General features: G+C 67.6%; 13 protein-coding genes and 1 tRNA gene. 11 read left to right on the forward strand and 3 right to left on the reverse strand.

Annotation, left to right across the window (positions count from 1 at the left end):
- Positions 1 to 10 precede the first annotated feature (10 nt).
- Positions 11 to 997 (forward strand): 4-demethylwyosine synthase TYW1, encoded by a 987-nt coding sequence (twy1, locus tag GN153_RS13075; RefSeq protein ID WP_159903498.1) that lies wholly within the window; start codon positions 11 to 13, stop codon positions 995 to 997.
- A gap of 35 nt (positions 998 to 1,032) precedes the next feature.
- Here the strand turns inward: twy1 and GN153_RS13080 are convergent, their stop codons facing one another.
- Entirely contained in the window at positions 1,033 to 1,755 is a 723-nt protein-coding gene (locus GN153_RS13080; RefSeq protein WP_159903500.1) for a DUF47 family protein, read from the reverse strand.
- 197 nt (positions 1,756 to 1,952) lie between these two features.
- On the opposite strand from GN153_RS13080, the gene trpB reads away from it, so the two are divergent.
- Positions 1,953 to 3,113: a tryptophan synthase subunit beta gene (gene trpB, locus GN153_RS13085; RefSeq protein ID WP_159903503.1), complete on the forward strand. Its 1,161-nt coding sequence runs from the start codon at positions 1,953 to 1,955 to the stop codon at positions 3,111 to 3,113.
- Positions 3,114 to 3,131: 18 nt separating this feature from the next.
- Here trpB and GN153_RS13090 read toward each other — a convergent pair whose 3' ends face one another.
- A complete protein-coding gene (locus tag GN153_RS13090) occupies positions 3,132 to 3,683 on the reverse strand; it encodes a GNAT family N-acetyltransferase (RefSeq protein WP_159903505.1) in 552 nt (183 codons plus the stop codon).
- 76 nt (positions 3,684 to 3,759) lie between these two features.
- Between GN153_RS13090 and GN153_RS13095 the strand changes: the two genes are divergently transcribed.
- The 8 genes from GN153_RS13095 (at position 3,760) to GN153_RS13130 (ending at position 11,858) form a co-directional block, all read left to right on the forward strand.
- A complete protein-coding gene (locus GN153_RS13095; protein ID WP_159903507.1) occupies positions 3,760 to 4,302 on the forward strand; it encodes a peptidylprolyl isomerase in 543 nt (180 codons plus the stop codon).
- Positions 4,302 to 4,637 (forward strand): ferredoxin, encoded by a 336-nt coding sequence (locus GN153_RS13100; RefSeq protein ID WP_159903509.1) that lies wholly within the window; start codon positions 4,302 to 4,304, stop codon positions 4,635 to 4,637. The genes GN153_RS13095 and GN153_RS13100 overlap by 1 nt, the downstream gene beginning before the upstream one ends.
- Before the next feature lie 227 nt (positions 4,638 to 4,864).
- The gene (locus GN153_RS13105; protein ID WP_236544806.1) at positions 4,865 to 6,805 is read left to right on the forward strand and encodes an ABC transporter substrate-binding protein; all 1,941 of its coding nucleotides are present in this window, start codon (positions 4,865 to 4,867) and stop codon (positions 6,803 to 6,805) included.
- Positions 6,806 to 6,835: 30 nt separating this feature from the next.
- Entirely contained in the window at positions 6,836 to 7,786 is a 951-nt protein-coding gene (locus GN153_RS13110) for an ABC transporter permease (RefSeq protein WP_159903513.1), read from the forward strand.
- A 3-nt stretch (positions 7,787 to 7,789) separates the two neighbouring features.
- On the forward strand, positions 7,790 to 8,830 hold the full coding sequence (locus tag GN153_RS13115) for an ABC transporter permease (protein ID WP_159903515.1): 1,041 nt from the start codon (positions 7,790 to 7,792) through the stop codon (positions 8,828 to 8,830).
- Entirely contained in the window at positions 8,830 to 9,903 is a 1,074-nt protein-coding gene (locus GN153_RS13120; protein ID WP_159903517.1) for an ABC transporter ATP-binding protein, read from the forward strand. The genes GN153_RS13115 and GN153_RS13120 overlap by 1 nt, the downstream gene beginning before the upstream one ends.
- A complete protein-coding gene (locus GN153_RS13125) occupies positions 9,903 to 11,258 on the forward strand; it encodes an ABC transporter ATP-binding protein (RefSeq protein WP_159903520.1) in 1,356 nt (451 codons plus the stop codon). The genes GN153_RS13120 and GN153_RS13125 overlap by 1 nt, the downstream gene beginning before the upstream one ends.
- Before the next feature lie 57 nt (positions 11,259 to 11,315).
- Positions 11,316 to 11,858 carry a hypothetical protein gene (locus GN153_RS13130; RefSeq protein ID WP_159903522.1) on the forward strand — a complete coding sequence of 181 codons (543 nt, stop codon included), beginning with the start codon at positions 11,316 to 11,318 and terminating at the stop codon, positions 11,856 to 11,858.
- A gap of 45 nt (positions 11,859 to 11,903) precedes the next feature.
- Here the strand turns inward: GN153_RS13130 and GN153_RS13135 are convergent, their stop codons facing one another.
- The gene (locus tag GN153_RS13135; RefSeq protein ID WP_159903524.1) at positions 11,904 to 12,812 is read right to left on the reverse strand and encodes a hypothetical protein; all 909 of its coding nucleotides are present in this window, start codon (positions 12,810 to 12,812) and stop codon (positions 11,904 to 11,906) included.
- 89 nt (positions 12,813 to 12,901) lie between these two features.
- Here GN153_RS13135 and GN153_RS13140 point away from each other — a divergent pair.
- Positions 12,902 to 12,986, forward strand: a tRNA-Leu gene (locus GN153_RS13140).
- Positions 12,987 to 12,988: the final 2 nt, after the last annotated feature.

Genomic DNA, 12,988 nt, shown 5'->3' on the forward strand with positions numbered 1-12,988 from the left:
ATGCAGGGGTATGAGCGACTCCGAGGCCGGGAGCGGTGGGCCAAAACAGGTCGACGACCCCGATTACCACAGCGAGAACCACACCGCTGCCCAGACCTGCGGGTGGACGAAAAACGCGCTCCGGGGGGAGGGAAAATGTTACAAGTACATTTTCTATGGGATCGAGTCCCACCGCTGTATGCAGATGACGCCGGTGGTGAAGTGCAACGAGCGGTGTGTCTTCTGCTGGCGGGACCACGCGGGCCACGCCTACGAGCTGGGCGACGTGGAGTGGGACGACCCCGCCGCAGTCGCGGACGCCTCGGTGCGCCTGCAGACCAAGCTACTCTCCGGGTTCGGCGGCAACGACCAGGTGCCCGACCAGGTCTTCGCGGAGGCGATGGAACCGCGTCACGTCGCTATCTCGCTGGACGGGGAACCCACGCTCTATCCGTACCTGCCCGAGCTCATCGAGGAGTTTCACGACCGCGACATCACCACCTTCCTGGTCTCCAACGGCACCAAGCCGGAGGTCCTCGCGGAGTGTGACCCGACCCAGCTGTACGTCTCGGTCGACGCCCCGGACCGCGGAACCTTCGACGACACGGTGAAGGCCGTCGAGGACGACGCCTGGGACCGTCTTATCGACACGCTTGACGTCCTCGCAGAGAAGGAGGAGACCCGGACGGTACTCCGGACGACGCTCGTGGAGGGCCACAACATGCACCACCCCGAGTGGTACGCGGCGATGGCCGACCGGGCCGACGCCGACTTCGTCGAGCTGAAGGCGTACATGCACGTCGGCCACTCGCGGGGCCGGCTGGACCGCGAGTCGATGCCCGACCACGAGGACGTGCGGGCGTTCGCCGAGCGGATGCAGGCGTTCCTGCCGCACGACGTGCTCAAGGAGGTCGAACCCTCCCGGGTGGCGATGCTCGCCACCGAGGAGGAGACGTGGGTTCCCAAGCTACAGAAGGGAAGCGAGTTCTGGGAGCGGGACCCGGTCGTGGAGTACTGAGGCGCTTCCGGAGAGTGTCGAGGAGCGGGCAGGACCTACTCGGCGGTGGTCCGGTCACGGTCGGTCTGGGTCGTGACCCACGGCTCGTTGCTGGAGATGAGTACCATCCGGTCGGTGACGTCCTCCATGGCGTCGAGCAGACCGTCGAGCAGGAGCGCGAATTCGCGGTACAGCAGGGCCTCGGCTGCCGGTGCGTCGTCGAAGGCGGCCGCGACCGCGTCGTTCCGGAGTCGGTCACAGGCGCTCTCGGACTCCCGGACCGCTTCGACCTCGTCGACGAGCGTCACCGAGTCCGCCGGGTCACACAGCGCCCGGACGAACGCGACCACTGCCCCGGCGAGCGCAGCCATCGCTTCTGTGGCGCGGTCGGCCATCTCGCGGAGCCGGTCGAAGGGTGCCCCGGTCGGTGGTCCGACTGTGAGCAGCTCCTCAGCGACCTGCTCGGCCGCGTTAGCGACCTCGTCGAGCGTCTGGAACAGCGCGACGACCTGCGGGGAGTTGATGTGGACCCGGCTGTTCCGGAGGCCGACCTGCTCGGCGCTTGCGGTCGTGATGGCGGCACTGACCCGTCTGCCGGCGTGGTCGCACTCGCTTTCGAGCGTGCGGATCCGCTCTGCGGTCTCCCGGTACGGGCCGCCCTCGACGTAGCCCTCGAGCAACTCCGGGATCAGGGTCACGCACCCCTCGACACGCGAGACGTACCGCTCTGTCCCCGCGACGATCCGGTCACCGACGGTCGTGTCGGACCCATCTGTCATCGGTCCGGTGTCGGGCGCTTGACCGCAAGTAGATTGGTATGTGACGTATATAGGCCAAACCTGCCTCACCAAGGGTACGTATCACGCCCGGGGCGGCTGCCGTTGCGGGCCCGTCCCCGCTGATCTCGAGGCCAACCCCGGCGAGCGGGCGGGAATCGACCGATACGCTTTAGCCGCCGCCGCACCCGGTGGGTGGTATGTCACAGCCCGGCGAATTCGAGGAGTTCGGCGGCCGACACGTTCCGGAACCGCTCGAGGAACCCCTCGACCAGCTCGCGACGGCCTTCGAGGAGATCGTCCCCACCGAACAGTTCCAGGACCGGTTCCAGTACCTCCTGAAACACTACGGCGGCCGGCCGACGCCGGTCTACTACGCCGAGAGCCTCAGCGAGGACTGGGGGACGGACATCTACTTCAAACACGAGGACCTGCTCCACGGCGGCGCTCACAAGCTCAACAACACGCTCGGGCAGGGACTGCTGGCCGAACAGGCCGGCAAGGAGCGGCTCATCGCCGAGACCGGCGCCGGCCAGCACGGCACCGCGACGGCGATGGTCGGCGCACTCCTGGACATCCCGGCGAAGGTCTATATGGGACAGAAGGACATCCAGCGCCAGGAGATGAACGTCTTCCGGATGCGGCTGCTGGGCGCGGAGGTCGAGCCCGTCGAGCGGGGCAACGAGGGGCTGGCCGAGGCCGTCGACGCCGCCCTGGAGGATTTCGCGGCGAACATGGAGGACACCCACTACCTCGTCGGCTCCGCGGTCGGGCCGGACCCGTTCCCGCGGATGGTCCGGGAGTTCCAGTCCGTCATCGGCCGGGAGGCCCGCGAGCAGGTCCAGGAGCTACACGGTGACCTGCCCGACGCCTGCGTGGCCTGCGTCGGCGGCGGCTCCAACGCTATCGGACTCTTCCACGCGTTCAAGGACGACGACGTGATGTTCTACGGCGCCGAGCCCGGCGGCCGCGGGGAGACCGAACACTCCGCGCCCCTCTCGAAGTCCAAACAGGAGGACCCCGAGGTGTTCCAGGGGATGCTGACGAAGGTCATCGACGAGAACACCGAGAACCACTCCGTCTCGGCGGGACTGGACTACCCCGCCGTCGGCCCCGAGCACGCCGCCCTGCAGGAGCTGGGTCGGGCAGAGTACCACGCGATCAACGACCAGGAGGCCCTGGACGCGTTCAAGGAGCTGAGCCGGGCGGAGGGGATCATCCCCGCCCTCGAGCCCGCACACGCGATCGCACTCGCGAAGAAGCTCGCAGCCGAGGACCGTCACGACTCGCTGCTGGTCAACCTCTGTGGTCGCGGCGACAAGGACATGCAGACCGCCGCCGAGAAGTTCGACCTCTCCTGAGCCGGGGTTGGACGACAGTCACCGCAGCGACTTCTCGAAGTGGACGAGTCGGTAGCCCGCCTCGGTCGACTCGCCGACGGCCTCGTACCCCTCCTGGCGGTAGAACTCCACGGCGGCGGGCTGTGTCCGGGCGGTCGTCGCCAGAAGCGGGTCGAAGCCGGCCTCGCGTGCCCACTTCTCCAGCGCGTGGAGCAGCTCCCGGCCGTACCCCTCCCGCTGGTAGGCCGGTGCGACCCGCATCCGGTGGAGTTCGGCCGCGCCCGCGACCGACCGCTCGTCCTCGTGCCCGGCCTGGTTGGGCAGGACGCCTCCCATCGCCACGAGCAGCCCGTCGCCGACTGTCGGTGTGTCCGTCCCCACGCCCGCATCCGCCCCCGGGAGCACGCCGACGAGGAACTCCCCGCCCGTCTCGAGGTACGCCCCCTCGACATCCCGGAGGTCCTCGGTTCCGGGGATGTCGTCGGGGTCGGTCGCGGTCGGCTCCATCGCCAGTTCGTGCAGCCGCCAGACCGCCGCCGCGTCCTGCTCGTCGTACCGCCGCAGACGGAGGTCCGAGCCCGGCGCTGTCATCACCGCCGCAACGAACTCGGGCGGCTTGAGCGTTCCTACCGCCAGGGTTATCCGCCGGCCAGCCCTCCCGGAGCACATGACACGAGTCACGCTGCACACCTCCGAGGGCGACATCACCGTCGAGCTGTTCGACGACCGCGCCCCCCGGACCGTCGAGAACTTCCTGAATCTCGCCCGCCACGACCCGGCGGCCGACGCCGAGCCCGCCCCCGACACGGTCACCTGGGAGGACCCCGAGACCGGCGAGATACGGGGGGATTCGCTGTACGAGGGCGCCGAGTTCCACCGCATCATCGAGGACTTCATGATCCAGGGCGGTGACCCGACCGGCACCGGCCGCGGCGGCCCCGGCTACGAGTTCGACGACGAGTTCCACGACGACCTCCGCCACGACTCCGCCGGGAAACTGTCGATGGCCAACTCCGGACCCGACACCAATGGCTCGCAGTTTTTCATCACGCTCGACGCCCAGCCCCACCTCGACGGGAAACACGCGGTCTTCGGCGAGGTGGCCGAGGGGATGGACGTCGTCGAGGCCATCGGCGCCAAACCCACCGGCCGCGGCGACGAGCCGCTTGACGAGGTCGTCATCGAGTCGGTGACCGTCCACGAGGACTGATGCCGGAGGAGCCGGTCGACCCCGCGGAGCTCGGCGAGCGCGACGCACCGCCGGTCGCGGAGAAGCCTTACAAAGTGGTCTTCGAGGCAAACGGCTGCATCGGGGCCGGCAAGTGCGCCGAAGTGTCTGACAACTGGACGCTCGACCTCGCGACCGGCATCGCCAGCCCGGAGGCCTACTTCTTCGACGAGGAGCACCTGGAGCACAACGTCCGGGCGGCGGAGGTCTGCCCGGCCAAGAAGGGCCGGGGCGTGATCCACGTCATCGACCGGGAGACCGGCGAGGAACTCGCCCCCGACCCGGGGGGCGACGGCACCGTCTCCGTCGACTGGTGAGGGCTCCGTTCCCGGACCCGGCTCGCAGCCCACAGCCCGGTCCACGAGGCAACACATGTGGCAAAAAACGCACAGCTCTGGACGTTGTTCCCGGATACTCACCACTCGAATCCCCCGAAAGTGAACGTCGAGTTACAATCACATATATATGCGTATGGCGACGGGGGGTATATATGGCGACGGAAGACACCGACGCCGACAGTCGTGTAAGTTCAGTGCGGCGCCGAATGCTCGGCGCTCTTGGCGCTGCAGGGGTTACCACGCTCGCCGGCTGTCCGGGGGGCGGTGGGAACGGAGACGGCGACGGTGACGGGGACGGCGGCGGCGGGGGAACCCAGACCCAGGCCCAGCAACAGACTGCGACCCCCTCGGAGGTGGACGAAATCGTCGAGGGCGGCACGCTGAACGTCGGACTCACGTCGAACCCGAGTTCCTTCGACCCGCCGTACAGCAGCGGTGTTCCGTCGACGCTCGTCCAGAACTACTTCTTCGAGTCGCTGGTCGCCTCCGACCAGCAGGGGAACCTCTATCCGTGGCTCGCCGAGAGCTACGAGGTCGCAGAGGTCCAGGAAATCGAGCGGACGGCCTACGAGGACTACATGACGACCGCACCGGTCACGACCAACGAGGACGACGTGCCGGTCATCGACACTCCCGAGCAGGTCGTCGTCCAGCACCCCGACGACAGCCTCGAACCCGGAAGCGACGTTCGGGTGCTCCTGCGTGATGGCGCGTCTCAGGCCGCCTCCGACGGCGTCTTCGGGATGCGCCTGCGGTACAACCTCCACGAGGGGGTCACCTTCACCAACGGCGAGGAGATGACGTCCGAGCACGTCGTCCGGTCCTACGACCGCGTCGAGAACTCCCAGATCTCCGCGCAGTATTTCAACACCCTTCTGGCCGCCGAGGCGGTCGACGAGTACACTGTCGACCTGTACGCACAGGTCCCCGACGCCGAGGCCGAGCGCGCACTGCCCTACTACGTCTTCTCGCTGGAGCAGGTCGACCTCGCCGGCGGGGACCTGGACCCCCGGCAGGGCAACGAGCCGATCGGTACCGGCGCCTGGAACTTCGAGAGCTTCGAGGACGGCTCCTCGTTCACTGTCTCCCGGCGCGACGACTACTGGATGGACGACGTGGGCGTCGAGAACAAGGAGTGGTTCGATGGGCCCGAGGGATTCCCGAACGGGCCGGTCGTTGACGAGGTCAACCACCGGTTCATCTCGGAAGACGCCCAGCGTGCTGCGGCACTTCAGGAGAACGAGGTCGACGTCGCACACGGGCTGACGGCCAGCGCACAGACCAACTTCCAGGAATCCTCGGACTTCCAGACCAAGGCCATCGAGACTGGCGGCTACCTGTTCATGCAGTATCCGGTCGAAGTCGAGCCCTTCGACCAGCAGGACGTCCGCCGGGCCGTCAACCACTTGATCCCGCGCCAGCGGATGGTCGACAACATCGAGCAGGGCTGGGCACGGCCGGCGTGGACGCCGCTGCCGGAGCTGGCCTACGGTGCCGGGACGACCGACCCCGAGGCTCTCGAGGAGAACCTGCGGCCGATGAACGAGTACGACCCACAGCGGGCCCAGGAGCTGATCAACAACGCGGACGTCGAGACGCCCATCGAGGTCCAGATCGAGACCAACTCCGACAACCAGAACCGGGTCCAGAAGGTCCAGGCCATCGCCCAGGCGATGAACGCCACCGACCTCTTCGAGGTCAACGTCGAGACCTTCGAGTTCGGCGACTTCGTGGGGCGGATCCTCGACCCGAACTACTACCAGGAGGGACACATCGCCGTCATCGGCCTCTCGGGGACGTTCAACCCCGGGAGCTTCGTGGACGCCACCCACGACTTCGCGAACTTCGCGCAGTGTTGTAACTTCCAGCGGATCAATTTCGAGTCGATCAACGAGGGGATCGAGAACGCACGGTTCGACAGCGCCGTCGTCGGCGACCAGCAGGAGCGGGCCTCCCGGTACGACGAGCTCTGGCAGGAGGTCGTCGAGCTCAGCGCCAACTCCTACCTCGATATCGACCTGACGGTCGGGGTCCACAACAACGACGTCAACGGATTCGACGCCTATCCGTTCCCGGAGGGGATGTACGACTACGCGCTGTACGCCCCCTACTCACAGCAGATCACTTACATCGATCGCGACTCATAGCGCGAGTAGCCCCACGCCAACGTACTCGCCATGAGCCTGCGACGATTCATTGTCCGGCGGTTGCTGTCGATCATCCCGATACTGCTGGGTGTCTCGCTGGTCACCTTCGGGCTCGCGAACCTCGCACCCGGTGACGCCATCGACCTGCTGGTTTCCTTCAACCCGAACATCAGCCCGACGGAGATCGCCCAGATCAAAGCGCGGTACAACCTCGACGAGCCGGTGTGGTCGCGGTATCTCATCTGGCTCACCAACGCACTCCAGGGCGATTTCGGAGTCGTGATCTCGAGCAACCAACCGGTCGCTGACGTCGTCGTGTCCCGGCTGCCACCGACCGTCGTACTCGGGTTCCTCGGGTGGCTGATCGCCCTGATCATCGCCATCCCGACCGGGATCTACGCGGCGGTGAACAAGGACCAGCTCGGCGACGACGTCAGCCGCGTGTTGGCGCTGTCGGGCATCTCGATCCCGAACTTCTGGCTCGGGCTGATGCTCATCCTGATCTTCGCCGTCTGGCTGAACTTCTTCCCGGTGCTCTCGCCACAGGAACCCCTGTTGAGTCCGGACATGCTGTGGTTTCTGATCCTCCCGGGGATCACCATCGGGACCGCGGCTTCGGCGACGCTGATGCGGATCATGCGGTCGTCGATGGCCGAGGAGCTCAACAAGGAGTACGTCACGGCCGCGCGGGCGAAGGGGTTGCCCGAGCGGACGGTCATCCTCAAACACGTCCTCAGGAACTCGCTCATCTCGGTGACGACGGTCGCGGCCTTCCTGACGGCGAACATCCTCGCCGGGTCGGTCGTCGTCGAGACGGTCTTCGGCTGGCCCGGGCTGGGCAGGGAGCTCGTCCGGGCGGTGGTCGGCCGGGAGATCAACCTCATCATGGCGATCACGCTGTTTACCGGGCTGGCGCTCATCATCGCGAACCTGCTCGCGGACATCGCGTACGCAGTGCTCGACCCGCGGATCAGATACTAAACTATGTCAACACAACGAGGCCGTATCCGTATCACGGGCTTTGACCCGACGCGCGTCGACGAACGCGACGCGCTCTCGGACTGGGTAGAGGAGGGCGAGACGGAGCCGGAGAGCCGCTGGCGGCGGGCCTGGCGGCGGTTCAGGCGCAACCGAAGCGCGATGCTCGGCGTGGTCGTGGTCGCGGTGTTGACGCTGCTCGCGCTGCTTGCCCGCCCCATCGAACTGTTCGGCGTCGCCGTCCAGCCCTTTGCGATCACCCCCTTCGAGCCGGACACGATCCTGTATCTCATGCCGGAGTACGCCGACATCGGGCCGTACTCGCCGCCCTCCTCGACCACGCCGCTGGGCACCGACGGGACCGGTCGCGACATCCTCTCACGGCTGCTGTACGGCGGCCGGTACAGCCTCTCGATCGGCTTCATCGTCGTGTTCATCACGGCGGTCATCGGCATCATCTACGGCTCGATTTCGGGGTACTACGGCGGGCTCGTCGACGAGGTCATGATGCGTGTGCTCGACGTCATCTTCGCGTTCCCGGGGCTGGTGCTGGCGCTGGTCATCGTCGCCACGCTGGGCGGCGGCTACTGGCAGCTCGTGCTCGCGTTCACCGTCTTCGGGTGGGCGGGCTACGCCCGCCTCATCCGCGGGGAGATCCTGAAAGTCAAACAGAACGAGTACGTGATGGCCGCGCGGGCGCTGGGCGCGAGAGACCGGAAGGTGATCTTCAGACACATCGTCCCGAACGCGCTGGCGCCGGTGATCGTCCAGGCCTCGCTGTCGATCGGGACGGTCGTCATCGGCGTCGCCGCGCTCGGCTTCCTGGGGGTCGGGCTCGACCCGACGACCGCCGAGTGGGGGACGATGCTCAACGCCGCACGGAGCACGCTCATCCAGGGGCCCGGCGCGACGCTGCCCTGGTGGGCGACGGTGTTCCCAGGGGTGGCCATCTTCCTGTTCGTGATGGCGATGAACCTGATCGGTGACGGGATCAACGACGCGCTGGACGCCCAGGATACCACCGTCGCCCAGGGGGGTGGCGGCTGATGGCCCTGCTCGAGGTCAACGACCTCACCGTCGAGTTCTACACCGAGGACGGCGTGGTCACCGCTGCCGACGAGCTCAGTTTCACCGTCGAGAGCGGCGAGAAGTTCGGCGTCGTCGGCGAGAGCGGGGCCGGCAAGAGCGTCACCGCACTCTCGCTGATGCGGCTGATCGAGGAACCCGGACAGATCACCGACGGTGAGATCCTGTTCAAGGGTGAGGACATCCTGGAGATGAGCGAGTCGGAGGTCCGGAGCATCCGGGGCAACGAGATCGCGATGATCTTCCAGGACGCACAGACCGCGCTCAACCCCGTCTACACCGTCGGCGAGCAGATATCCGAGGCGATCCGCCACCACCTCGACTACAGCGAGTCCGACGCCCGCGACCGCGCGGTCCAGCTGATGGACGACGTCGGCATCCCAGAGCCCGACGCGCGCTACGACGACTACCCCCACCAGTTCTCCGGGGGGATGCAACAACGGGTGGTCATCGCGACGGCGCTGTCGTGTGACCCCGACCTGCTGATCGCCGACGAGCCGACGACCGCGCTGGACGTCACCATCGAGGCCAAGATCCTCGACCTGATCGAGAACCTCGCCGACGAGTACGACACTGCCGTCCAGCTGATCACCCACGACCTGGGGGTGATCGCGGAGGTCTGTGACCGGGTGATGGTGATGTACGCCGGCAAGCCGGTCGAGAAGGCGCCGGTCGACGACCTCTACTACGACCCCAAACACCCCTACACGGTCGGGCTGATGAGTTCGATCCCGCGGGTCGGGGAGAAACGCGACCGGCTCCAGACCATCCCCGGGACGATGCCGGACCTGGTGGAGCTGCCCTCCGGGTGTAGCTTCCATCCGCGGTGTCCGTTCGCCGAGGACGCCTGCACGAAAAAAGAACCCCCGCTGGTCGACCACGAGACCGGGGAGGCGGCCGCCGGGAGTACCGACCAGCACGTCGCCGCGTGTCTGGAGTACACCGGCGACCTCGTCGAGGGACTTGACTACGAAGTGAACGTCGACGGCGCCGACCCCGACGCGGAGTCGGCGGCCGGCCGGGGGGACGACTAGTGTCCCGAACCGAACCGATCCTCCGGGCGGAGAACCTGACCAAGTACTTCGACGACAGCGAGGGCTTCATCGACTCGCTTCTGGGCCGGAGTCAGTGGGTGAAAGCCGTCGACGGGGTGGACCTCGAACTGTACGAGGGCGAGACTCTGGGCGTCGTCGGTGAGTCCGGCTGCGGGAAGACGACCCTGGGGCGGACGCTGCTCCAGTTGCTCGAGCCCACCGAGGGCTCGGTCTACTACAACCGGACCGACGGGGCCGGTGGGCGCGAGCAGGTCGACCTGACGGAGGTTTCCTCCTCGCGGCTGCGGTCGCTGCGGACCGACCTCCAGTACATCTTCCAGGACCCGTTCTCGAGTCTCAACCCGCGGCTGACCGTTGGCGACATCATCGGCGAACCGCTCGATATTCACAATCTGGCCTCGGGCGCCGAGCGCACCGACCGGATCTACGAGCTGCTGGAGCTCGTGGGGTTGAACCCCAGCCACGCCCAGCGGTACCCCCACGAGTTCTCCGGCGGCCAGCGCCAGCGGATCGGGATCGCCCGCGCGCTGGCGGTCGACCCGGACGTCATCGTCTGTGACGAGCCGGTCAGTGCGCTCGACGTCTCGGTCCAGGCCCAGATCCTCAACCTCCTGGAGGACCTCCAGGAGGAGCTGGGGCTGTCCTACATCTTCATCGCCCACGACCTGAGCGTCGTCGAGCACATCTCAGACCGGATCGGCGTGATGTACCTCGGGGAGTTCGCCGAGGTCGGCACCACCGAGGAGGTGTTCTCGCCGCCGTATCACCCCTACACCGAGGCGCTGCTGTCGGCGATCCCGGAGCCGGACCCACAGTGGCAGGGCGACCGCATCCTGCTTTCGGGGAACGTCCCCTCGCCGCTCAACCCGCCCTCGGGCTGTCGCTTCCACACCCGGTGTCCGCGGGTCATCCAGCCCGAGGGGTTCGACCTCGACCAGGAGGTCTGGCGGTCGTTGATGGACTTCAAACAGCGCCTGCTCGAGGAGGAGCACGTCGGGGCGGTGACGGCCGTCGAGGAGGACATCGACGTCGAGGACGCCTCCCGGGCGGAACTCGAGGAGCTCGTCCGGGCGGAGTTCGACCTGCCCGACCGGTTCGACGGCGAGGCCGAGCAGGTCTTCGCCGAGACGGTCGACGACCTCCACGGCGGCGACGTCCAGGCAGCCGAGGCGACTATCTCGGAGGCCTTCGTCTCCCCCTGCGAGGAGACCCATCCCGAACTGTACGCGGAGACCGGAACCCACGAGATCGCCTGCCTGCTGTACGACGACGAGCATCCTGACCCGACGGACTTCGTCGGCGACACCAGAAGCGACGCAGCCGCCGACGACTGACCGCACTCCGGCCCGCCGACCAAACGTTTTAGCTCGCGTCTCCCCGAGTAGACAGTAATGCGACGGATCTACGAGTCGGACGCGCTCTACCGGGACGACGACGAGCCCGGGGCCCCGCGGGAGCGCCAGCGCGAGACGCGCCCGCAGGCGCTCCGGTCGGTCCCCAGCGGCTCGCTCAGCCGGTGGCTCGTCCCCGACCGCGTGCGCTACTGGGGGCTCTCGCTGGAGGTCGAGACGCCGCGGGCGGAGTTCCGGGTGGGCGAGCACGTCCCCTTCCTGGTGACCATGAAAAACAGCCTCCCGTTCCCGGTCACCATCGCTACGCGGTCCCCGCTGTTGTGGACCTGGCACGTCGACGACCATCGAGGAGCCTCCAAGCTCCCGTCCGAGGGTCCACCCGAGGAAGAACGGGGCTTCCAGTTCGAGCGCGGCGAGCGCAAGCGCTTCCGGAAGCGGTGGGACGGGATGTTCAAGGTCGCCGCCGCGGAGTGGGAGCGGGCGCCGCCCGGCGAGTACACCATTGGCGCCAGCCTCAACGTCGACGGGGCCGTCGAGAAGGGGCTGTACAGCGAGACGACGGTGACGCTGCGGCCGGAGTGAGCGCCAGCCAGGTCTCGACCCCCAGTGCCGATTGCCGGCCTGCGGTCAGGGCGTGATCCCCTTCATGCTGTGTTCGGGGCCGACCCGGGCGTGGTCGAACTCCCGGAGGCGGCGCTCACAGCCCTCGCAGGCGACCGTCTTGACCTGGTGGGTTCCACAGCAGGATTCCAGGACCTCCTCGCCGAGGGCCACCGCGCCGCCACAGAGCGGGCAGCGTTCCTGAAAGCCACGCAGCGACTCGAGGATCTCGCGGCGCTGTCCCGGCGGCACCTCGCGCCAGCGGTCGGTCGCCTCCGCCAGCGCGCGGTCGGTGGCGACGTCGGCGGTCAGCGCGGCCACCGAGGGCCACTTGCGAACCTGGATGCCCACCTCGACGGCCGGGTACTCCCGGTCAAGCGGCGTCACCTCGTCGGGGTCGACGCCGAAGATGGCCGCGATGGCCTCGACGTCGTCGGCCACCGTCCGGGCCTCGCTGTTGGCAGCGACCCGCTCGGCGAAGCCGTCGGTCAGGCAGAACTCCTTCCCGTCCGCACAGAGTTCGATGGCCCCCACGTCCTGGAGGAATTCGGAGGCCTCGACACTCTCTTGTCGGCGGCGCTCGACCCGCTCGAACACCTCGAGGTCGTCGGGGTCCGCGCCGACCGACTCCTCCCGTTCCCCTTCCTCCTCCAGGGTCGTCCCCGCGGTCGGGTGCTTCCCGAACAGCCGGAGGACGCTCGCCGGCAGGTACCGCTCGGTGAGTTCGGGCGTGCCGGGGACGAGATACCCCCGGAGGGCGATGGCGAGCACCGAGAGCGCGAAGACGCCGGCGGCGGCCGGGAGCGACAGGAGCGCGACGGCCCCGGCGAGGAGGGCGGCGACGAGGAGGTTGACGAGCGTGCAGGGGAGACAGCGGTTGTCGCCGGTGTACTCGGGCTGGCGGAGGCGTCCGAGCAGCGACTCGCGTTCCGACATCGACGGCCATTCGGTGGCTGCGTACAAATACCTGGTCCGTCCGGGTGGACCGAAAGGGCCATTCCGCGGACGGACCGAGTGCGTGACGCGCGAGGGTGGCTGAGCTAGGCCAAAGGCGGCGGGCTTAAGACCCGCTCCCGTAGGGGTTCGAGGGTTCGAATCCCTCCCCTCGCATC

The organism is Salinirussus salinus (assembly GCF_009831455.1).
GTDB lineage: Archaea > Halobacteriota > Halobacteria > Halobacteriales > Haloarculaceae > Salinirussus > Salinirussus salinus.